Below are 23,791 nucleotides of genomic sequence, written 5' to 3'. Positions count from 1 at the left end.
ACACATATATTTGCAAATATATAATAATTATTTAATAAGTGTTTGATAAACACTTATTTTTAAACATAACAATATATCTCATAGCTAAAACGATCAAGAAAAAGTATATTTAACTTAAAAACTATTCTGTTAATAACGATCTGTCGAGATGCACATAACCACCATCGACAATAATATATTGACCTGTAGTATGAGAAGACTTTTCTGAAATAGTAAACAAGCAAGCATCAGCTATTTCTTCGGGTGTTGTCATTCTATTTTCTAAAGGAATTTTCTTGACAATGGATTTTAATTTTTCTTCGCCGTTTTCTAAAGTTTTAATCCAAGTTTCATAGGCTGGTGTCCAACTTTCTGAAATAATCAATGCATTTACACGAATTTTATCTTTAATTAAATCGACCGCCCATTCTCTCGTTAAACCAAGCACACCTCCTTTTGATGCAGCATAACCTGAAGTACCCCCTTGCCCAGTCATACTCACTTTAGAACCTATATTTAATATATTCCCTTTTGATTTTTTAATATATGGTAAGCAATATTTTGTCATGGCAAAAAAGCTAACAAGATTGAGCTTTAAAGACCACATAAAATCTTCTATAGAAGCCTCTAGACCTGCTCCATCATTTACACCAACATTATTAATTAAAACATCTATTCGACCGTATTTTTCAATAATTACTTTTACAGCAGCTTCAATTTGTTCTGGAAAGGTTAAGTCTGTTTTTACAAAAAGCGCATCAATACCTTTGGCTTGTAGTTCTTTTTCGTAACCAAATCCTCGATCATTACGACAAACAATTACAGGAATGGCTCCTTCGCTTGCTAAACTTTGCACTATCGTTTCACCAATACTACCTTTTATACCTGCAGCACCCGTTACTACTACTATCTTATCTTTTAAATGTAAATCCATCTATTTTATAATTAAAAATTTCAAAAACATGGATACTCATGATATTTATTCATTTATACTTAATTTTGAAATAAAATTCATTATTATTTTTTAATATCTAGAAAAATTAACCATCGCTTTAATAACTTTGGTTTTTGGATCTAACCACGAGTCAAAATTTTCAATCATTTCGGTAAAATTAACTTGATGCGTAACGAAGGCTTTTGTTGGAAATTTATAAAGGTTTTGGATTACAAAATTAAAATCTTCCAGGGTTGCGTTTCTACTACACATAATAGTGGATTCTTTAGCATGAATTGCTGGGTGACTAAACACCAATTCACCTTTAGACAAGCCAACTAAAACATATCTACCACCATGTGACATGTAGCTAATACCGCCTTCTAAAGCACGTTTATTACCTGTGCAGTCAAAAACAGCTGTGGCTAAATCGCCATTGGTAATTTTGGAAACTTCTTCAATAGCAGTTTCTGAAACTTTTACCACATGCTTTACGCCTATTTCATTTTTCACAAACTCTAATCGGGCTTCGTCAACATCTAAAGCAATAACCTCAGCGCCTTTAATTTGTGCTAATTTCATTAATCCGATACCAATGGGTCCGCAACCAACAACCACAACATTTTCACCCTTAAGTACATTTGCTCTCCTAATAGCATGTGCACCAATAGCTAAAGGTTCTACAATAGCCATTTCTTCATAAGATAAATTGTTTGCTGGAATTAACAAATCGGTTCTTACGGCGAAATTTTCCTGCATACCGCCATCGGCATGTACCCCTAAAACCCGAATGTTACTGCAACAATTTGTTTTTCCTTGCCTGCATGCCAAACAACTACCACAACTCACATAAGGCATTACAATTACCTTGTCTCCTACTTTTAAGTTTTGAGAGTTTTCATCTATTTCAAGAATTTCGGCTGCTAATTCGTGCCCTAATATTCTTGGATACGTAAAAAATGCCTGATTGCCAGAATAGGCGTGTAAATCGGTACCACAAATACCAACTCTGTGTACTTTTATAAGTGCTTGGTTTTCTTCTCTTATTGGACTTTCCTTTTCCTTTAAAGTAAATTTGTTTGGTTCTTCACAAACAATATATTTCATCTGTTATTTTATTAATTGTTTACTGTTTCAATTTCAATTGACGCTTCCATAGCTCCATCATCGGTTGATGCTCTTAACTTAATATCATCATGCTTTCCGTTCGATTGAATGATAACCAAACACTTCCCATTAAACGCTTTTATTTCTTTGGCTTTAAATGAAGATAAATTAGCTTGATACCCATTATCTACGCCAACAATTTTACCACCCCCTTCAACTTCAAAATGAATTAAATTATCTGCTTTAGGCACAAATTTTCCATTAGAATCTAAAATATTTACCGTCACATAAACCAAATCATAACGATCTCTTATAACATTTTCTTTATGAGGAACTAATTCAATCTTAGAAGCTTCTGCTGCAGTATGAATCTCTTTTTCTAAAACCACTTTTCCGTTTTTTCTAGAAACGGCTTTAATGGTTCCGGGCTGAAAGTTAACCTGCCAACACAGGTGTAAATCATCATCTTGTTTTGATTTAGAACCCAATGATTCTCCATTTAAAAAGAGCTCTACTTCATCGGCATTATTATAATACGCCCAAATATCTACTTCTTTACCTTCTTCCCAATTCCAATGTGGAAACACATGTAAAACAGGTTTATTAGTCCACTCACTTTGGTACATATAGTATACATCTTTCGGGAAACCTGCTAAATCGACAATACCGAAATACGAACTGCGTGCGGGATATGGATACGGAATGGGCTCTCCTAAATAATCGAAACCCGTCCAAACAAATAAGCCTGAAATAAAATCTAATTTCTTTACTGCTTTCCATGTTTCTTCGTGGGTTGAACCCCAATAAGCAGACACTTGATCGAAGGCAGAAACTGTTAAATCTTCATTGCCATCGAACGGCACATTATGTGCTGATGGCCATCTTTGTATACTATCTGAAGGCATACTGTATTCGCCTCTAGTTGCTAAAGCTGACATATTTTCTGAAGCAATTATTTTTTCTCCTTTAAATCTTACAGGAAAATCTTCGTAGGCTTCGTGTTTATAATTAAAACCTAATAAATCGAGGGCTCCCGATTTGTAAATGAAATTTTTATTCGGCTCATTTTCGGTTAAGGCACAAGTAACGGGTCTGGTAGCATCTAAACTTTTAACAATGTCAACCAGTTCTTTGGTAATTGCAATTCCCGTTTTATCAAATTGCTCACGAATTTCGTTACCAATACTCCACATCATGACAGATGGGTGGTTTCTATCACGTTTTATTAAATCTTCTAAATCTTTTTTATGCCATTTGTCCCAATCAACACTATAATCGTATTTAACTTTTTTCTTTTTCCACACATCAAAAGCTTCATCTTGAACAATAATACCCATTTGATCGCATAGTTCTAAGAGCTCTAACGAAGGTGGATTGTGTGCTGTACGAATCGCATTTACACCCATGTCTTTTAATATATTCAGCTTTCTTTCTATAGCAGCTTTATTGGCAAGTGCACCTAAAGCACCATTATCATGATGTAAACAAACACCCAAAATCTTAGTTGGAACACCGTTAAGCGAAAAGCCTTTTTCAGCATCAAAATTAAAATAACGAATACCAAAAGGGGTACTGTAATTATCTACCAATTCAGAATCTTCGTAAATTCTGGTTACAATGCGATACATATGTGGGTCGCCTAAACTCCAAAGTTTCGGATTTGAAAGTTCTATATCTGATACTTTAATTAATGTTTTTTTAGGATAAAGTTTTTCTAAGGTTGTTGCTTTTCCTACCTCTCTATCATTGGCATCATAAACCTTCGTTTCCAATTTAAACTTTTTAATAAGTCTTGAATTGTTTTGGATGGTTACTTCATAATTAACCAATGCTTTTTCTTCTGTAACTTCTGGGGTTGTAACATACGTTCCCCAATGTGAAACATGTAATTTTTCAGAAGCTACCAATCGTACATTCCTGTAGATACCAGAACCGGTGTACCATCTGGAATTTGGTTGCTCAGAATTATCAACTTTAACGGCAATCACATTTTCTTGTTCACCATAGTTTAAATGATCTGTTAAATCGTAAGCAAACGAGATATAACCATTAGGTCGTTTCCCTAAGTAACGTCCATTAATCCAAACCTCACTATTTCTGTAAACCCCATCAAACTCAATAGAAACTGATTTATCTACCCATCCTTCTGGAATAGTAAACGTTTTTCGATACCACGCTGTTCCTGCGGGCAAAGCTCCACCTTCTGGTTTGGTTGGATGTTCTTCACTAAATTCGCCTTCAATACTCCAATCGTGTGGTAAATTGAGTTTTCTCCAATCTTTATCTTGAAATTCTAATTTACTAGCACCAGGATTCTCTCCCAAATTAAAACGCCAATCGAAATTAAAATCTTCAACAATTCGAATGTCGTTTTCTTCAAAATTGCAGGCAACAAATAAGCAAAAAACACTACTCAATAAAGCAAAACGTTTTAATAACTCTTTCATCTGTTAATATCTATTGTTTTTTAATGGTCGGATGTAACATCTACACTATCATTTATTTTCTATACAAAATTCTAGTAATTAGATGTTTCATTTTTTATATTATTGAAATTCAAATGATTCTAATCGCAATCCTTTCATATCATCCGATTCAATTTGAATTTTATAAGTACCCGCATTAATATAGCCTCCTGATGTGGTGTTTAAAATACGCCACTTTTCGTCGGCATTTGGAAACTCAATATCATCATTTCTAAGCAAGATGCCATTGGCGTCTTCAATTTTGAGTTTTACTTTTACTGGATACTTATTCATATTCATAAATCGGTAACGCAACAAATAAATATTTGCCACCCCAGGATTTACTGTAAAAGTAATACTGTTTTTGGTATTTTTAGTAAATTCTATATAATCACTTTTCTTAAAAAATGCTTTTTCAACGCCATCTCCACTAATTTTAGCCTCTTCGGCTTCCAATTTCAGAATAGTTCGGGTGTCTTGTTCCTCCATTGAATATGTTGGAACAACCACAATGGAATACATATTTCCTGTATCTTGGTTTTCAAAAAGTACCTTTTCGCCTTTTTTAACTTTCTTTTGAAATACGTTGAATGGTGTTCCTTTTGAATTCGTAACAGTGTTCGTAGTTTTTTGATAGCCATCTAACCATGAAACTTGGTTTACACTACTATCAACAAACACATAAACAGTCGCATTTTCTTTTGAAGTAAAAGATCCTGAAATATTCGTTTTAGTTGAATTTGGAAAACGCAAATAATCGGCTCCGTAAACTTCGGAAGGTAATTTAGTAAATAGATTATTAGAATTTTTATACTGTTTACTATTATTATCTAACCAAGACCCCATTTCAAATTCAACATTTGCTGAAACATCTAAAATATTTTTAGAAGACGATTTTGCAGGCTTAACCTCTTTATTTTTTGTTGAAATTGCTATTGCCGAAATCACAGCTTGACTTGCAGCAACATTTGGAAACGAAATTTTTAATGTCCCATTTTCACTTTTCGCATTAACCACTTTTTTTAATGCGGTATCGTGCCCAACTTCACTCCAAATATCCAAATCTTTTAAAACGACTTTGCTATTTATGGCGACATCAAAAACACGCCATTCAGCACAATCCATACCACCACCAGTGCCATACCACGGTTCTGTAAAATAAAGTTCAACTTGATATTCTCCATCTGGTAACGGGAATTCGTAACTCAATTTATCGGCACCATATCTAAAGTTTTGAAATAAACCCCAATCTTTAGTGCCTGCAATTGGGTCGTTGGTAGAACGCTGACTCGCATAAAAGGCTGGTAAATTTTCGAAACCATCGGTCCATGACAGCGAACCCCAGGTGTTTTCATCTGTTTTATGAACATCGGCTAACCACGTATTTCCAAAAGCATCTTGATAATCTGAGCCACCACTATTAACGCGATATATATAATTATAATTAGAATCTGGTTTTAGAATATCGTTAGAATCTGATACTAAAGCTTCAAAATGAGGTGCTTTTGGTAAGTTGTTCAAAACGATATAATCTTTAGTTACCGCTTTTCCGTTTACATAACCAACTGCGTATAACACATTGTATTTTATATCGACATGATTCCACTGAAAATGTTCTCCTATAACTCCTAAGTTTTTAAGCTTTCCTAAGGATTCATTATTGACATCGTTAAATAATTCCACCTCATCACAATTTGAATAAACGTCAATCCCATTTTTCACACCTACAGCATCCCATCTATTTGCCCACGAATGCGACACAATATAAACCATAGGGTTCGTTTTGTTAGAAACGTAATTTGCTCTGTACATATAAAATGCATCTAACGGTTCACCCCAAATCGTAAATATACCTTTGTAATTTACAGGTCCCACTTTATCTATATCACGATAGCCTTCACCGTTTTGAGTTCTTCCCGGATTTTCGTGAGAATATAATAACCAATGGTATTGCCCAACTATTTTATCTTTTACCGATTCCGCTTCACGCACTTTAATTTCCATGAGTTGCGAAAACCTATTTTCACTTAATTCACCTTTTTGGTCGAATTCACCTTCGGTGTGTAAATCTGCTGTTCTCCAAGCTCCATATTCGCCGTTTAATAATTGCTCCGTGAGTTCTTCACCATAATTATAAGGGTCACCGCCGTAAGTCCCTGACCAGTTTTGTATCACATTCCAATCGGTTCCTTCACCACCATTACAGGTTGTGACGATGCGTTGTTTGGCTGATGTTGGATCGAGCTCTCTTATAATTTGAGTACACTCTTCAGCAAAGGCTTTTGGAATGGTGCTTTCGTTTTGTAAGCCCCACATCACCACCGATGGATTATTTCTACGTTCCTTAATCCATTCTCTTAAAAGCCTTTTAAAATTATCTTTAAATTCTGGTGTGTCGTACCAAATATGCGCCGAAAACTGACTCCAAAACAAAATACCTTCTTCGTCTAAATGCTCTTGGTATTTTAAATTATGAGGTTGATGCCCCTCTCTAAAAGAATTGTAGCCCGCCGCTTTTATTTGTTCAACTCTTGCTTTTATTTCAGTATCTGAAAACGAATGACTTTTACCAATAGCATGTTCGTATTCGCAAGTGCCATTTATAAATAAAGGTTCATCATTTATAAAAAATCGATTATCATCTCCTTCTCTTGCAACAGGCCAACTTACCCAACGAATCCCATAAGGAGTTGTTAATACATCTATTAAATTTCCATCTTCATAAACTTTTGTTGAAAGTTGATATAAATACGGACTACTTGGTGACCATAATTTGGGATTTGAAATTTCAGGTAAGGTTTGCTTGATTTCTTTAACACCAGAAACATTCACACTTTCCGTTTTAATCGATGCGACTTCATTTCCGTCTTCATCAGAAAGCGAATTTACAATGGTGATGTTTTTTGATGAATTATCATAATTTTTAAGTTCGGTAGAAATATGAAGAATCGCTTTTTCTTTTGAAGTTTTATCATCATTCCAAATATGTATGCCAAAAGGTTCTATTCTTACTTTATCAGTAATAATCAATGATACAGGTCTAGAGATTCCCATAGGTTGAGAACCTTCTGAAAAGCCCCATTCACCTGAACAACCTCCACAAACCCAAGGTAAATCGGCTATAAAAGCGGGGTGTGCTGCCTTAACAACAATAGTATTTTCTTTTTCAAAACTAACAGCATCAGTAATATCTAAAGTAAACGTAGTGCGTCCGCCTTTATGCTCACCAACGTGTTTGCCATTTACCCAAACAGTCGCATAGGAGCTTACACCTTCAAAAAATAAAAAATGTTGTTTTTCTTTATTTGAAGCATCTAAACGAAGCGTTTTTTGATACCATGCTGTACCGTGTAAATTACCATGCGACATACGACGGTAACCATAATATTGATCCCAATTATGTGGTACTGAAACATTTTCCCAATCAGTATCTGGATTTAGATTCTTTACAAAATCACTTTCCGATTCATTCAAACTATCTAATACAATCGTTTTCCAATCGGAATTTAAAGAAACTGTTTTTCGAACTTCATTAACTTGACTTTCACTTTTACATGAAGTCAAGTTAATAAAAAAGATAATTAATATGTAATGTATATATTTCATGTTAATAGAAAAGCCAATCTACTGCCTCCTTATCATCGGCACCAATTAAACCAACATCTCGTGATGTTACTTCCTGATTTGCGTCTATAAAACCAAGAATTAGAACACGCCCTTTACCCAAATTAAGTTCGTTTTCTCCTGGCTCAAATTGGTACGTATGAATATTTACTCTTGGTAATCCTTTTAACTTTATGGCATTTGCTAAAATAACCTCAGCTTCACCTCTCGTGTTTCCTGCAGCGTTTGTTTCTAAACTTGGCGGAAACACAAAACGCTTTTGGTCGGTATTGAAATAACCAACAACTAATTTTACAGCCTTATTATTTTTAAATTTAAGATGTGTACCATGTTCATTTTGGTTATCTGCAATGAATGAAATACCTTTTAAATTTTGTAATTCAGGAGCTATTTCTGAAATTTCAGAACCTGGAATCCCATACACTTTTGTTCCTTTCTTTACTTGGTAAATTCCTTTATTTTCACTTAACAAAGTAACATCAACTTTTTCCCAAGGTGCTCCTTCTATTCTAACAATTTTACCGTCTTTAGAAGCTTTTAAAAGATTTAAATTTCTGTTGAAATTTGCCAACTCTCTTTCATAATGTGGTAATAATTCTTTCCATGTTTTATTGTTCCCATCATCGCCTCCAATAGGAATTCTACGTTGCGCCGTTTGCATACTATTGGCGTATAAATAGGTGTCTTTTGTTAGGTTTACGAGCTCTTGATAATATTCAATACTTTTTTTTAAATGAGGAACTGCCTTGTCTAAATCGCTCATGTCATTAGAATAACTATAACGCAATACTAACAATGCTGCTTCCACTTTCTCTGAAAAGAAATTAGCAAAGGCATTGTAGCAATACATGTCATTTTTTAAACGAATAAACTCGTCTTTATCCTTTGTAACATTAGGTTCTGCATGATCTATTGCTATAACAGCTTGTTTACCATGTTCTACAATTTCACTAATAATCTGAACAGGTGTTTCGCCTTCATGCGGCGTATTCTCCCATTCTTTTTTGGCATACTCTAAAAGAATTTCACCTACTGGTCCACAAGATTCGTAAAACCCTGGATACACACGCCACTTATACGGATTTACCAATTGACTTTCAAACATCCCTAGTAACAAGGTTTGACGGTTTCCTTCGGTAATCCCAAAGCGTCTTAATGTTTTAGGGGCTATTTCTCCTGCTTCTTCATAAGCTTTTAAAATATCTTTTCCTGCGTCGGTATCTGTTCCGAATTTGGTAGCCAATTCATTGCTCCAAAACTTTATTTCATCATTTCTATCTCTATTAGATTCCCACGCATATCGAGACCATGCTTTATACCAAATCCAATCACGCTCCACTTCTAATAACCGAGGCTCTGTTTTATCGGGTGCGTAAGGCCAATCCCAATAAGACGTTTGTGGATATAAATGAAGCGCATTAGCTCCATGCACGTTATGCATAGCTTTCACACTCTTCTGAATGAAATCTGGAGATCCATATCTAAACGGTTCTAAATTTGCTAAAATATGTACATTCGAAATATGCGTAGAACCCGCTTTACTTAGCTTTTTATGAACTTCAGACCATGGCCCGCGTGGTTCGTAAGTGGTTAACGACTCACCATTATACTTGTGCGTTGTATATAAGTTTTTATATAATGGCAATGCTTTTTCCATTACTAAAGGAGCATCTGTATCATGTGCTCTAAGAATTATTGGCGGTTCTTCGTTAGTTCCTAATGCTTTTAATCCGTCTTTCACCCCTGGAATTATTGTTTTTGTAAACCATTCGACATCATCATCAATAGTATTCATAGCTTCTCCTAATGCAACTAACAAACCTACATTTGGATATTTTTCTACGAAAGCTGCTATAGATTTTTGAGTATAATCTGCTAATACCGGTGTGATTGATCTTGATCTATCTTGTGTTTTAATATTATAATGTTCTGCAAAAGGTTTAGAAACTATGATGTTGTAAAACATTTGAATCACCCAAATACCACGTTTATTAGCTTCTTCAGTTAAGAATTTAAAAATTTCTTCATTCTTTTTAAAATCTTCATCACTAACTTCAAGAGCAAATGGGTAATCGTCTAATTTTACTAAAGACGCAAAAGGGTGTCCGTTCCATAGGTATAAGGAATTCAACCTATTATCAACCATCATATCTAAATAGTCTATCCAAAGTTCTTTATCATAAAACCAAGGGAAATTCTCGGGTGTATATGGATATTCGTAAACGCCTCTACCTTCTAAATATTCTGTTTTTTGAAGCCCGATACAGGTACCTCTTAACACCATTTCGGGACTATCTTCCATATTGATTACTGAAGACAACTCGCCATTTTCTTTGATTTGTTCAGCTAATTCCAATGCGCCATACAACGCACCAGAAGCATCTGAACCTTCAATAGAAATTATATTTTCTTCTGTAGTTATTTTGAAACCCTCTTTTTTTGATGGGTCTTTTTTTTCAGATATAACAATTATTTTGTGATCACCTTCAGGTTTTTCAGAAGAAACAGTAACCACATATCCGTTCTCTGATAATTTAGCTGAAAGTTTTTCAACTCCAAATACCAATCGTGGTGAATCAGAATTACTAACAATAGTAACTTTCTTTGGGGATGAACAGGATATTATTAATAGCGTAAAAAGTAAGCTTATGAATCTCATCATTTTGATAATCTTTTAAATTATTGATTTTTAAAAACTTTTTTTAAGTAAGTAGCATTAGCTGTATAATTTGCTTCTCTATTATGTACTTGTGTGGTATCTCTAGAACGCTCCACAATTAACCAACCTAACCAATGCATGTTATCCAAGGTTTCTTTAATTTTTGGTAAATCGATGGCTTTATCGTTTTCAATCCAAAAACCATCCGTATTGGAAGCATGAATTTGAGCAATATTATCGCGTCCTAAGGTTTTTAATTCACTTGAAATATCTCTTCCGTTTTTAATGGCATTAGCAAAGTTGAATGAAATTCTTATATTTCTGTTACCAATTTCTTTTAGAAGTTTTACTTCTTCAGCAGCAGAAAGTGATGTTTCAATAGCTATAACGCCATCTATTTTACCAACTTCTTCGCCAGCCCATCTTAATCGCTCTACAATAGCTGGTCTTAACTCTGGATTTGTAACTAAATCCCCTTGTACCCCTAATGGCAAATAAGCTGTTTTAACATCTAGTTTTTTCATGGTTTCAATACAATCTGAAACCATCTTTTTAACAGTAGGACGTTTTGCAAACGACTGCGCATAAAAACCAGACATGGCAATAGAGCTAATTTGAATACCTGTTTCAGCAGATTTCTCTAAGAATTTTTTCACCTCTGTAGAATCTCCAAACTTACTTTCAAAAGTGTCTCTATCGCCTAAACTCCCCATATCTAACTCAATACCTTCATAATTTAATTCTTTGGCGAATTCAAACGCACCCAGTTTTTGACGTTTTAGAATCATCCAATCGCAAACCGCTACTTTATAACGTTCTTTTGTTGGCCCTGGCCAAACACCCTTTTTTATAGGAAAGGAAACCAATTTTGAAGGATCTATTTTCACATATTTAATACGTTGTCTTCTCCAAGTATACACACAATGTAACATCCCATCGGAACCTTGAATAAGGGCCGGATATGAATATTGACTAATTCTTGAATCTTCCAATACTAAAGAAGCATCCCAATTAACACCATCATTTGAAACAGCAATGTTTAATGGCGTTCTAATTCCTTTTACAGCATCACCATCAGGTAATACATGGTTATATATTAACACATGCTGCCCGTTTTTCATCGTTACAGCATCGGTTCCTGAATTGTTATTTGGCATATCCAATAATTCAATATCAGACCATGTTTTCCCGTTATCTTCAGACCAAGAACTGAATAGGGCTCTGTTCTTAGTTCTTCCAATAGTTTGAAGTTTCCCATTTTCATGAAAAAGAATACTAGGTTGAATTGCATTAATATTATTTTGTCCTTTTGGTATGGTATCTGTCATACTCCAAGTTTTTCCAAAATCTTTAGTAGATTCCATTCTCAAATTCCAACCATGACCTTCGGTACTTGAAGGTAATAAAAGTGTTCCGTCTGCTAATAAAACAGGTTTATTTTTTATGGGTCCTAAATAACCTTCCGGCAATTTTTCTGGATCAGACCATGTTTCACCATTATCAGAAGATCTTACTAACATACCCCACCAAGATGAAGGATGCGGCCCTACTTTGTAAAACAACATTAAATCGCCATCTGGTATTTGATATAAAACCGGATTCCAAGTTGGGTAACGCAACGTATCATTTTGTACGCCATTTACAACTTCCACACCTTCTGTCCAGGTGTCATTTTTTCGCATACTTACCCAAATACCTACATCGGGATCTCTTTCATTTGTACCTCCAAACCAAGCGGCAATTAAATCGCCATTTTTCATTTCAGCTATTGTTGCAGCATGACATGATGGATAGGATGCTTCTCGATAGATAAATTCATCTGTAACGATGCCTTCTCTCCATGTTTTTTCTTCTATAGCTATTTTTTTAGCTTCTACGGGTTGTTTACAACTTCCTAAAAGCACTACCCCTGTTAGAATTAATATGGTTTGAATTAGTTTCATGTTCATCTGATTTATTAGTTTAATTCTGAATTATTTTAGTTTATATTGATTGAATAAGTTCCTGACATCAACTCTAGAATTAGTTTACCTTCTTCTGTTTTATAATTTTCAGAAACCTTATCTAATTTACTTTTATTGATTTTCACTTTTGAAGCATCGGCTATTGGCAAATAAACCAATGCGCTCGTATTTACGGGAATGGTGATATCCCAAGTTAACTTGTTTTTATTCTTTTTCCAATGACTTTTGATAAGCCCATGAGAAGATTTATAAGATGCATTTACATAACTTAAACCTGCATTAAAATCTGGTTTCATAATGATTTGTTTGAATCCTGGATACGCTGCGCTTGATTTAATTCCAGCCATATTTTCATAATACCAAATCATTAAATCGCCTAAAAGCATCACGTGATTTTGCGAGTTCATTTCTGGATTCGCCGTGTTACCATTCCACAATTCCCAAATAGTGGTGGCGCCGTTTTCAACCATATAACCCCAACTTGGATAGGTTTTATTTGACGCTAGTTTGTACGCTAAATCGCCTCTACCAAATTCGGTTAAGGTTCGCATTAAAAATTGAATACCCACAACACCCGTACTTACATGTCCTTGTTTAGTAACTTCAACTTCATGCGCCATATTTTGAAACACTTTGTCTTGAAGATTATCAGGAACCATATTAAAAGCTAACGGAAGCACGTTTGCAGTTACCGTATTATTTGCATACGTATTTGTATCTCTGTTGAAATATTTAGCATTGAATGCTTTTTTAACACGTTCTGCTAAAGCATCATAATACGTGATATCTTCTTGATTTGCTTCTGAAATAGCAGCAAATTTTTTCATAATTTGAAGCAAATGATAATAAAAGGCACTCGACAACACTTCTCCATCCGTTAGTCGTGTTGGGTCTTTAGAACGAATAATTTCTAAAGATTCTGGTGGCACACACCAATCGCCGTATTTATCTTTCGTCATTAAATCATCTTTCAGATAATTCGTTTCCATATAAAGCAACCATTTTTTCATATATGGATAATGCTTTTTGATACTTTCTTTATCACCAAATTGTTGGTACAACATGTCGGCTACTTTAATATATGCACCTTGCCATGTTACGCCATCGCCGTAATAGCGCCAAAATGCTGGAGCCACATCAGGGATTCCTCCATCTAAGGTTTGCGAATACTTAATATCGTCTAACCATTTTGCGTATAAGGTTTGATTGCCGAACAAGAAACTTTCTCCATAAGCTCCTGTAGTTCTATCGCCTAACCACGGCTGGCGTTCGTTACGTTGCGGACAATCAATAGGCATGCCTTTGTAATTTCCATTAATTCCCCAGAAGGCATTTTTAAATATTTGATTCATGGTTTCGTTTGAACATTCAAACGTTCCTGTGGTTTCCATATCATCATAAACCACTTTTCCTAAAAACTGATCTAATAAAGGCTTTGATTGAAGTCCAAAAATTTCAACAAACCGAAAACCATGGTATACAAACTTTGGTTCCCAAATTTCATCCCCCTCACCTTTTAAAATATATTCATCAGTTACTCGTGCATCACGTAAATTAGCAATATAAAGTGACCCATCCTCTTTTAAAGATTCTGCAAACTTCATGGTAATTTTTTCGCCTCGGTTTCCTTTTACCTTTATTTGTAACCAACCCACCATATTTTGCCCCATATCTAAAATATAAGTCCCTCTTTTGGTTGCTGTGATGGATAAAGGTTTCACTTCATCCATAATTTTCATGTTTGGCGTCATTGGTGCTTCATAAAAACCACCCGGTTCTTGAACCCACATTAAATTCAACCAATCGCTATCATCAAAACCAACTTTGTTCCAGTTTGGCATTTCTTTACGGGCATCATACACTTCGCCATCATATTCGTTATTTGCACGAATAGGGCCGTTTGGTGTAAACTTCCAAGATTCGTCTGTTTTTATGGATTCTATACTGCCATCTTCATATTCCACATCCAAAATCAAATTCATTTTAGGAAACCCAAAACTTTTAATTTTATAAGGTTTGTATTCTTGACGCATGGCAAAATAGCGTCCGTTACCTAAAATGGTTCCCAATACATTTTCTCCTTGTTTTAATTGAGAAGTCACATCAAACACATTGTACTTTACATTCTTGGTATAATCTGTAGGCACAGGTGCTAGAACCTGATTTCCTATTTTTTCTCCGTTGATGTAGAATTCATATAAGCCCATACCCATCAAATAGACTTTGGCTTTTTTCACCTTCTTTTCTAAATCAATTTGCTTTCTAATATACCGAGCAGATAACTTTGAAAATTGACTCACACTATCTCCTGGAAACAACTCATTATATCCAATCCATCGTGAATTCCATTTAGCATAGGTTAGTATACCCATACTCCAAAATGCCGATTCACTCCATTCGGTTTCACCTTTATTGGTCCAAACTTTTACTTTCCAAAACGCTTCATCTTTACTGCTTAATTCTTCTCCAGAATACACAACGTTTATTGATGCATTGCTAGTTACTTTCCCACTATCCCATAAATTGGCATCATTCGCTTTTAGCTTTTCAAGAGTGGATGCAACTATAATTTGATAAGCAACTTGCTCTACTTGTGTTTGACTCGTTTGAAACTGCCAACTTAATCGGGGTTGCAATACATCAATCCCTAAAGGATTCGTCAACATTTCACATTGAAGGTTATGCAACTTTATATCATTTTGAGCCATTGCAGAAAATGAAAAAAGAAGTATAACTATATATTGTAGTCTTTTCATTAGATTTTATACCTACAAGGTTTCAAAACCTTTCAGGATTTTTTATTTGATTTGTAAATTTTATTCAGAAATAAGTTTTTCAAGTTTATCAGAAGATGCTATTTCTTTACCATTTCTGAAAATTTTAAAACCTTTTCCTTTGTTATATTTTTCACCTGTTTTATCCCAAAGAATGGTAATAATATTACCGTGATACAATACGTTATCTAAACAAAACCAATCCCATTTATCTTGAGGAATTAATGGGTTTACCTCTATTTTTTCATCAGCTCTTGGGCGTAAACCTACCAAACCAGTAATCATTAAATCGTTGAATGTTGAATGGTTGTAATAACGACTACGCTCTCTATCGCCCATAAGCCAATAACCCGTAGTTTCGTCTAAATACTCACCAATATAAGGGCGCCCTCTATGGTATTGTGATTCTACATACAAATTCATTTGCTTGAAATAATCCTCAGAAGAAACCACATCTTGGCTATAATTATTTAGTACATTTGCCATAGCAGTTAGTGTTTGCGATGATGCAAATGGCCATACAGCACCATCCCACTCGCAAGTTCCTGTTCCATGACTTCTAAAACGCGGACTTCTACGTTCGGCTGTTGTTAATCCGTAAGGAGACAAAAACCCTTCTTCATCCTTAACTTGTTCCCAAGCTATTTCAAAGCCTTTGTTTTCTGATGGTAAATTAAAATACCAAGGAATAAAACCAATCGCTTCACGTACTTGAGATGACGTATCTTTTTCGGTTAAAGTTTCAAAAAATGAGTGATCTGAATTCCATAGTTTTGTTTCTACTAACTTTTTAATGGTATCTGCTTTTGCTTCAAAATAAGCTTCTTGATTCGCATCACCTTTCATACTTGCCATGGTTGATAAAGCTTTTGCATTAGCATACATGTAACTATTTATAGTAGGACGTGCATTTTTCACACGGCGTCCGCCACTTAAAGATTCTTCCATCCCATCTCTTACATCAAACTGCCAAAACAAACCATCTTCTCTTCCTTTCTCTTCTTCCCACTGTCCATATTCATCAACTAAGTCTGGAAACATATCTAACAGATAGGTCTCATCTTTATTTACTAGGTAACGATTGTAAAGCGCATCAGCAGTCCAACTACTAAATTTTAGTAGCTTTTCTAATTTTTTACCTTCATTTCCTCTAAACCATAAATGTACATTTTGCTCTATAAACTCTGGATTGTGTACCCATCTGAATTCGTAAATATGATGCCCTAAAGCGCAAGCTATTAAGTTATATTTATCGGCATACGAACGGTCTACTAAAAACTCTGTAATAGCATAACCTTGTGGTGTATCTGTTATGTGTTTTCGCAAACTCCACCAACGGAAATAGTACATTTCTTCAAAATTGTCTTGCGGACAGTCAAATAAGGGAATGTTAGTTTTCATCCAAGCCCAAGAACTGTCATTTGGAATGGCTTTGGCTATATTTTCATCTTCCATTCCATTGAAATAATCAACATGATGCTTGTAGTTTTCCGCATCTAATACATAGCCTGTTTTTTCTTTTGCTGAAGATGATTTACAACTATTAAAACTAACTGCTAAAATTAATAAGATGAACGTAATACAATTGAATTTTGATGTCATTTTTAATAGTTTTTATTTAACGTAAAATGAATAAGTTTTACCTGCTTTCATGTCTACATCGTATTTATAATATTTAGGTGTTTTTACTTTTTCTAGCTTAAAATTGTCTGATATGATTGGTTTTTTAACTTCCACGTCATAAAAGAAAGCATTCGGATTTTCTCCTTTGGCTTTTTTCAACCCTGCTCCCTTAATAGGCGTTTCTAATTGTAATCTACAATTGCCATCTTTTGAAGCTGTAATTTTTAATTCAGACACTTTATTGTTTTTCCAAACCATATCAATTTCATAACCTCCTCTAGATTTTAATCCTGTTATAGACCCATGTTTCCAAACACTTGGTAATGCTGGTAACAAATGAATAGCGCCTTCATGACTCTGCATAAGCATTTCAGCAATTCCAGCAGTACAACCAAAATTCCCATCTATTTGAAACGGTTGATGCGCATCGAGCATGTTTGGATACGTACCACCTCCATCATTCTGATCAGCCGTTACCAAATGCAATTGATCTTGCATTAGTTTATAAGCATGATCACCATCTAACAAACGCGCCCATAAATTCACTTTCCAACCCATAGACCAACCAGTAGATTCGTCACCTCTATAATTTAAAGAGGTTTTAGCAGCTTGAAATAATTCGGGTGTTTTAACCGGTGATATTTGATTACTTGGAAACAAACCATATAAATGAGATACATGTCGATGGTGATCTTCTGGATCATCCCAATCAATTAACCATTCTTGTAACTGTCCATGTTTTCCTATTTGCATAGGCGCCATTTTATCTAAAGCTTCTTTCAGTTTTTGATTGAAACGAGTATCTTCTGATAAAATATCTGTGGCTCTCATAACATTAGTAAACAAATCAAAAACCAATTGATTATCCATAGTTGTTCCTGCAGTAATGGTTGATTTTCCATCTTCGCCTGCATGAGTGTTCTCTGGAGAATTTGAAGGCACCACTACTAAATATCCTGAGTTTGGATCTTTAATCATAAAATCTAAAAAGAACGTTGCCGCTCCTTTCATGATGGGATAAATTTCTTTTAGATAACTTTCATCACCAGTATATAAATAGCGTTCCCATAAATCTTGACAGACCCATGCACCTCCAGTTGGCCACATACCAGATGCCGCATTATCAATGGGTCCAGTAATTCGCCAGATATCGGTATTATGATGTAACACCCAACCATTGGCATCGTACATGATTTTAGCGGTTTCTTTTCCTGTTTCAGCAATCTCTTTTGCCATTTGAATGAATGGTTCGTGCATTTCAGAAAGGTTAGTCAACTCTGCTGGCCAATAATTCATTTCTCCATTAATATTCATGGTATATTTACTTTCCCACGGCGGAAATAACATGTCGTTCCAAATCCCTTGAAGATTTGCTGGTTGTCCACCTGGTTGCGAAGAAGAAATCAATAAATAACGTCCAAATTGAAAGTATAAAGCTGCTAATTGCGGATCGAATTGACTATCGAATTTCTTAATTCGTACATCTGTGGTTTCTTTCACTGCGTTTGTTATTCCTAAATCTAAAGACATACGATTAAAGAATTTCTGATAATACGCCACATGTGCGTTTTTTATGGTCTCAAAATCTTTAATTGTAGCTTTGTCTAAAAACGATTTGCTTTTTGTTATATAATCTTCTGTTAGTTCTTTATAGTTTTTGAAATTAGTAGCAATTGAAATATACAACGTAACCTCATCAGCTTTATTAATGCTGATAATACCATTTTTTACAGAAACATCACCTCCTATATTTTTAGCTGCCATTCTACCTTGAAATTTGACACGACCTCTTTGACCTTCCACCGTGCTTGTTTCACCAGAAAGCGACACTTGATTACCTTCCGTTTTAGTGAGTGTTTTATCAAACGGACTATTCATAAACACATTTCCTGTTATTTGTCCAGGTTGACTTGCCGTCAATTTAACAGCTATAACTTGATCTGAAAATGCTGTAAGTACTTCTCTCGTAAAAGTGACACCATTAACCGTGTATTGTACTTTTGCTGTCGCATTTTCAATATCTAAATCACGATAATAATTGGTATAATTTTGATGTCCTGGAAATGATAAATACACACTTCCAAAAGTTTGATATGGCATCCCGTTATTGGTTTGCGAACGAATATCAGACGTTGCTAAATCTTGTGCTTCTTTATATTTTCCATCAAAAATAAGCTGACGTACTTTTGGCAAGACTTTTAATGCTTTTGGATGCGCATTACTATTTGGTGAACCTGCCCAAATGGTTTCTTCATTTAATTGCAAACGTTCCACCGCTGGATCACCGAAAACCATAGCACCTAAGCGTCCGTTTCCTAAAGGTAACGCTTCATTCCAAATTTCTGCGGGTTCGTCATACCAAAGTTTTAGTTCTTGAGCAGACACATTTTGTAATCCAAAAAGAATTGCAAAATAATATATAAACACCGTGCTTTTACTCTTTAACTTCATATTTTCTATGGTTTTTTTCTCCAAATAATTCATATAATTTATCAATATCTTTTAAAGCATTGGCTGGTAATTTTTCACCATTATCACCAAAAACTAACAACTTTTCTTTGAGCTCTATGGTACAAGTTGATTCATCAATCTCGCCTTTTTTATTTTTTACTTTTCTTAAATCTAAGTCTAGATATTTAGCCATAAATGGATACATGGCCATACGCTTCGATAATCCATAATCATGACCTTCTTCTGCAAAATGCGCATTCTCAACTAATTCCTTTTCACCATAAAAATCATAAATTCGCTGAACAAATGGAAATTCTAATTTTGGAACTTCCGATGTCCAATCTTTCCCATCAGAAATAATAAGTTGTGGTTTTGGTGCTGCCATAGCTGCTACTTCAACATTGTTGGTTCCGTTCCCACATAAATGAATGCCTCGTCCGCTTTCGCAAGGACACCCTCCAGAATGATTTGCTGATACCATAACCGTAGGAACAGATACCGTAACTCTATCGTCTAAAGCTGCTAAAAACATAGTATGAGAACCACCACCTGAACCACCTGTAACTCCTACACGGGATACATCGGCATGTTTGATGGTTGCTACATAATCTAACAAACGCATCCCACTTAATACCTGCACGGTTGATGCGATGCTACTTCGATGCATTTGCACTGGAAACTGAAGTAATGATTCTCCTCCCCATGAAAACAAATCGTAACTCACCACAATAGCTCCCATTTTTGCTAACATAGCACATCTAAATTGTTCATCTTCGCGGTAACGCCCATCACTAAAATGACCATTCGGCGTTAAAATAATAGCTGCTTTTTCTTTTAAAGGATATGGTTTATAAATAGAACCTGTTGTATAAAAACCTGGAAGAATTTCTAAACCAATATTCTCAACAGTATAATTTTTATACTTTCTTTTGCTTGTTAATATAGGTTTAAAATTTGGTGTTTTTGGAGCTTTATCTATTCCAAAGGCCGTTATCATGCAATTTTTTAATTCAGCTTTTCTTGTTTCCCAAGTTTCTTTATCATTATAAAGGCTAGACAAAAAAGCTAAACGGTCTTTACTTTTAGGAACAGATACTCTGTGGTATTGAAATTCTCTAATTTCATAAGTACCATCTGCTGCTTCAAACGTTGTTAAATTGAAAGGTGCTAAAACATTCGCTAAAGACACTTCTAAATTATCGGGTTCAATTTTCCAATCGGCATAATCCAACATTTTATCTTTCAACAAACCCTTATTATCTTCAATTTTCACATTGAAAATAATTTCTAATTTATGAATAGTTTCTGCCACAGGCGTTCTGAAATTAGTGTCAGAGGTTTGTGCCTGCATTTTTGCAAATAAAAAAGCAAACAATGAAACGATTATTATTTTTACTGATTTTAACTTCATGTTAGTTACTTTCTATAACATAAACTCCAGAGCCAATTGTAAATGTGGGCTTTTGGACTTTTTTATCTATTTCTAAGCTTCCTTTTTTTTGTTTAAAAGGTTTTCCGTTTATGATTATTTTAGATTTTAAATCTACTGGCAACACAATAGTTGCTGTGGTGTTTACTGGCACTTCAATTTTGAAAGTGGTTTTGTTGTTTTTTTTCTCCCATTCCGAAACTATCATTCCGTAAACCGATTGATAACTTGCTTTTACAAAGGTCATATCTCCAACAATTTCTGGCTGTATAAAAAAATGTTTAAACCCTGGATTGGCTTCATCTGGAACAATGCCCGCTAAACTTCTATAAAACCATTCTTCAATTTGTCCCATCATAAAATGGTTCCATGAATTTCCTTTTCTTGGATCCCATTGTTCAGTTAATGTGGTTAATCCAAATTTAATTTGAAATCCGTAGCCTGGTGTATCGTAATGGTTGTTCATTTTATACATGGTTTCGTTTTCGTTATTTCTGGCCAACGCTTGAAATAAGTAACGGTTACCCACATCGCCCGTTGTTAATCTGTAACCTCTGTTTTTTATGTCAGCTAATAAATTAGCCATAACCGCTTCTTTATATTGCGGTTCTACAATATCCATAAACACAGAAACCGCATTACTAAATTGGCTTTTTGTACCATATTGCTTCGTTTCTATGTTGAAAAACTCCTTATTATATGCATCTTTTATGTTAGATGCTAAAGTCTCGTATTTAGAAATATCTTCTATTTTATTTAAATGCTTTGCCGCTTTAGCAAACAAATGTGATGCGTAGTAATAATGACTGGTTGCAGAAAGGGCGATAGGACTATTTTTAGAATAGCCTGCGGCATGTTCACCATAATCATACCAATCGCCTAGCCCGTATGAAAGAATATAGTTTTCAGATTTAGACGTTAAGTAATCAATATATCTTTTCATCATAGAATAATAATCTCGAATTAGCGAATCATCGCCATAATATTCATAATACATCCAAGGTAGAATGACTCCGCTAACACCCCATTCTGGAGAATCGGTAAAATCACCTCCAAAAACTACATATTCTGGAGCAATAGTTGGAATCATACCATTACTCCTTTGTGCATCCTTTATATTTTGCATGATGCTTGGTATGTAATTTTTTAAGTTATAATTATAAATTAACCCAGGGCCATTTAAATGCGCTTCCTCTAACCATCCTAATTTTTCACGATGTGGACAATCTGTCAATACCGCTTGAAAATTACTTTTAATCGCATTATTTATTAGCTCGTGAGCTTTATTAAAAATATCATTAGAACATTCAAAAGTTCCAGATTCACCAGCTGAATTATAAACAAAATTGGATTTAATATCTAAAACCGTTGGAAATTTAGTGTTATTTTCTTCTTTAAAATTAATGCTATCTATTTGGATGTATTGATAACCATAATAACTAAACTTAGGTTGCCATGTTTCAATTTCATCTCCTTTTAATATATATTGAAAATAATAAGGTTTCCCAGAACGTCCTTGGTTAATTGTACCATCGTTTTGTAAACCTTCACCAACCCAAAGTGTTACTTTTTGTCCTTTTTCCCCTTTTACTTTAATGGTTGGAAAACCAGACAAATTTTGCCTCATATTAAATACATACGTACCTTTTATAGGTTCTTTAAATTCTTTTAATTCATATTCTTTTTGAACGGTAACCGGTGGTGCCACTTGAGCTTGTAACCTCCCTTTTGGTGCTTCTTGAATTATAACAGGTTTCCAATTTATATCATTAAAATTTGAAGAACCCCATCCGTTTTGTTCTAAATTAGCATCATAATCTTCGCCACCAAACATACTGTTGTAAGTAATTGGGCTTTCTGAATATTTCCAGGTTTCATCAGATTTTATAATATCTTCAGAACCATCTTCATATATCAATTTCATTTTAAAAAACAAGGTAGGCGGGCCAAAACTGACAAAAAACTTAGAATAACGTTCTGCTAGTATATTGTACATCCCATTTCCTAACAACACTCCAATAACGTTTTCACCGTTTTTTAATTCCTCTGAATTTAATTCATATGTATTAAAATTAACCGACTTGTCATAATCGGTCCACAATGGTGCAAATTCGCTATTCCCTATTTTAGTTCCATTAATGGTTAACTCATAATGTCCTAAACCAGAAATATAAACAACAGCCTCTTTTATTTTTTTTGAAACAGAAAATGGTTTTCGAAGCATGATGCTTTGCCTAGATAATGCATCGGACGCATTGATAATAGAATCTCGTTTCGATTTTTTGAAAGTCGCCGTGTGATAACGTCTACCTTCAGGCAAATGACTGTTGGCTTTTGTAATAGCACCAATCCATGTTGGGTTTAAGCTAGATGATGCTGGAGCTACTCTAAAAAAAGCTGTTTCGCTCCAATTGGATGCTTCGTTTTTATGGTTCCAAACTTTTACTTTCCAATAATATTTATCACCATGTTTTAATGCCTTAGCAATTGTTACTAACTGACTTTTATCTGAAATAACTTTGCCGCTATCCCAAACATCTGCTTTATAATTCTCTAAATTCTCTGCTGTAGACGCTACTAAAATTTGATACCCAGATTGAGACATATTAAAATCTGTTGATTTTAATACCCAACTTAATCTGGGTTGGTTTACTATAACAGCCAAAGGATTTTCGGCCATTTCACAAGTTACATTTGAAACTACAAAGGTCCCTCTATTTTCAACAGTTTTACAAGCTGAAATAAGAAAAACAAAAATAAATAAGACCTTAAAAGAATGCAT

Annotated in this window: 11 protein-coding genes; all 11 read right to left on the bottom strand. The window is 34.6% G+C overall.

Translation table 11 applies throughout. The annotated features are described in order from the left end of the window. Nucleotides 1-121 precede the first annotated feature (121 nt). A complete protein-coding gene (locus QLS71_RS09590) occupies nucleotides 122-913 on the bottom strand; it encodes an SDR family oxidoreductase (protein WP_308990978.1) in 792 nt (263 codons plus the stop codon). Between the two features lie 90 nt (nucleotides 914-1,003). Then, the gene (locus QLS71_RS09585; RefSeq protein WP_308990979.1) at nucleotides 1,004-2,020 is read right to left on the bottom strand and encodes a zinc-binding alcohol dehydrogenase family protein; all 1,017 of its coding nucleotides are present in this window, start codon (nucleotides 2,018-2,020) and stop codon (nucleotides 1,004-1,006) included. An 11-nt stretch (nucleotides 2,021-2,031) separates the two neighbouring features. Continuing rightward, on the bottom strand, nucleotides 2,032-4,467 hold the full coding sequence (locus QLS71_RS09580) for a sugar-binding domain-containing protein (RefSeq protein ID WP_308990980.1): 2,436 nt from the start codon (nucleotides 4,465-4,467) through the stop codon (nucleotides 2,032-2,034). A 99-nt stretch (nucleotides 4,468-4,566) separates the two neighbouring features. Then, nucleotides 4,567-8,091 (bottom strand): malectin domain-containing carbohydrate-binding protein, encoded by a 3,525-nt coding sequence (locus QLS71_RS09575; protein ID WP_308990981.1) that lies wholly within the window; start codon nucleotides 8,089-8,091, stop codon nucleotides 4,567-4,569. A gap of 1 nt (nucleotide 8,092) precedes the next feature. Beyond that, nucleotides 8,093-10,771 carry a glycoside hydrolase family 20 zincin-like fold domain-containing protein gene (locus QLS71_RS09570; protein WP_308990982.1) on the bottom strand — a complete coding sequence of 893 codons (2,679 nt, stop codon included), beginning with the start codon at nucleotides 10,769-10,771 and terminating at the stop codon, nucleotides 8,093-8,095. A 17-nt stretch (nucleotides 10,772-10,788) separates the two neighbouring features. After that, nucleotides 10,789-12,711 carry an exo-alpha-sialidase gene (locus tag QLS71_RS09565; RefSeq protein WP_308990983.1) on the bottom strand — a complete coding sequence of 641 codons (1,923 nt, stop codon included), beginning with the start codon at nucleotides 12,709-12,711 and terminating at the stop codon, nucleotides 10,789-10,791. Nucleotides 12,712-12,746: 35 nt separating this feature from the next. Next, a complete protein-coding gene (locus QLS71_RS09560) occupies nucleotides 12,747-15,488 on the bottom strand; it encodes a glycoside hydrolase family 78 protein (protein ID WP_308990984.1) in 2,742 nt (913 codons plus the stop codon). A 60-nt stretch (nucleotides 15,489-15,548) separates the two neighbouring features. Then, entirely contained in the window at nucleotides 15,549-17,108 is a 1,560-nt protein-coding gene (locus QLS71_RS09555) for a glycosyl hydrolase family 65 protein (protein WP_308990985.1), read from the bottom strand. A gap of 12 nt (nucleotides 17,109-17,120) precedes the next feature. Further along, nucleotides 17,121-19,580 (bottom strand): glycoside hydrolase family 95 protein, encoded by a 2,460-nt coding sequence (locus tag QLS71_RS09550; protein ID WP_308990986.1) that lies wholly within the window; start codon nucleotides 19,578-19,580, stop codon nucleotides 17,121-17,123. Beyond that, entirely contained in the window at nucleotides 19,564-20,991 is a 1,428-nt protein-coding gene (locus QLS71_RS09545) for an acetylxylan esterase (protein ID WP_308990987.1), read from the bottom strand. The genes QLS71_RS09550 and QLS71_RS09545 overlap by 17 nt, the downstream gene beginning before the upstream one ends. A 1-nt stretch (nucleotide 20,992) precedes the next feature. Then, on the bottom strand, nucleotides 20,993-23,791 hold the full coding sequence (locus QLS71_RS09540) for a glycoside hydrolase family 78 protein (RefSeq protein ID WP_308990988.1): 2,799 nt from the start codon (nucleotides 23,789-23,791) through the stop codon (nucleotides 20,993-20,995).

Source organism: Mariniflexile litorale (assembly GCF_031128465.2).
GTDB lineage: Bacteria > Bacteroidota > Bacteroidia > Flavobacteriales > Flavobacteriaceae > Mariniflexile > Mariniflexile litorale.
Note: the sequence above shows the minus strand (reverse complement) of the source record. Positions and strands in the feature narration are given on the sequence as shown.

Excerpts from the sequence above, each read along its gene's own strand:
- QLS71_RS09590 (WP_308990978.1), bottom strand. The coding sequence starts at position 913 with ATGGATTTACATTTAAAAGATAAGATAGTAGTAGTAACGGGTGCTGCA.
- QLS71_RS09585 (WP_308990979.1), bottom strand. The coding sequence starts at position 2,020 with ATGAAATATATTGTTTGTGAAGAACCAAACAAATTTACTTTAAAGGAA.
- QLS71_RS09580 (WP_308990980.1), bottom strand. The coding sequence starts at position 4,467 with ATGAAAGAGTTATTAAAACGTTTTGCTTTATTGAGTAGTGTTTTTTGC.
- QLS71_RS09575 (WP_308990981.1), bottom strand. The coding sequence starts at position 8,091 with ATGAAATATATACATTACATATTAATTATCTTTTTTATTAACTTGACT.
- QLS71_RS09570 (WP_308990982.1), bottom strand. The coding sequence starts at position 10,771 with ATGATGAGATTCATAAGCTTACTTTTTACGCTATTAATAATATCCTGT.
- QLS71_RS09565 (WP_308990983.1), bottom strand. The coding sequence starts at position 12,711 with ATGAAACTAATTCAAACCATATTAATTCTAACAGGGGTAGTGCTTTTA.
- QLS71_RS09560 (WP_308990984.1), bottom strand. The coding sequence starts at position 15,488 with ATGAAAAGACTACAATATATAGTTATACTTCTTTTTTCATTTTCTGCA.
- QLS71_RS09555 (WP_308990985.1), bottom strand. The coding sequence starts at position 17,108 with ATGACATCAAAATTCAATTGTATTACGTTCATCTTATTAATTTTAGCA.
- QLS71_RS09550 (WP_308990986.1), bottom strand. The coding sequence starts at position 19,580 with ATGAAGTTAAAGAGTAAAAGCACGGTGTTTATATATTATTTTGCAATT.
- QLS71_RS09545 (WP_308990987.1), bottom strand. The coding sequence starts at position 20,991 with ATGAAGTTAAAATCAGTAAAAATAATAATCGTTTCATTGTTTGCTTTT.
- QLS71_RS09540 (WP_308990988.1), bottom strand. The coding sequence starts at position 23,791 with ATGCATTCTTTTAAGGTCTTATTTATTTTTGTTTTTCTTATTTCAGCT.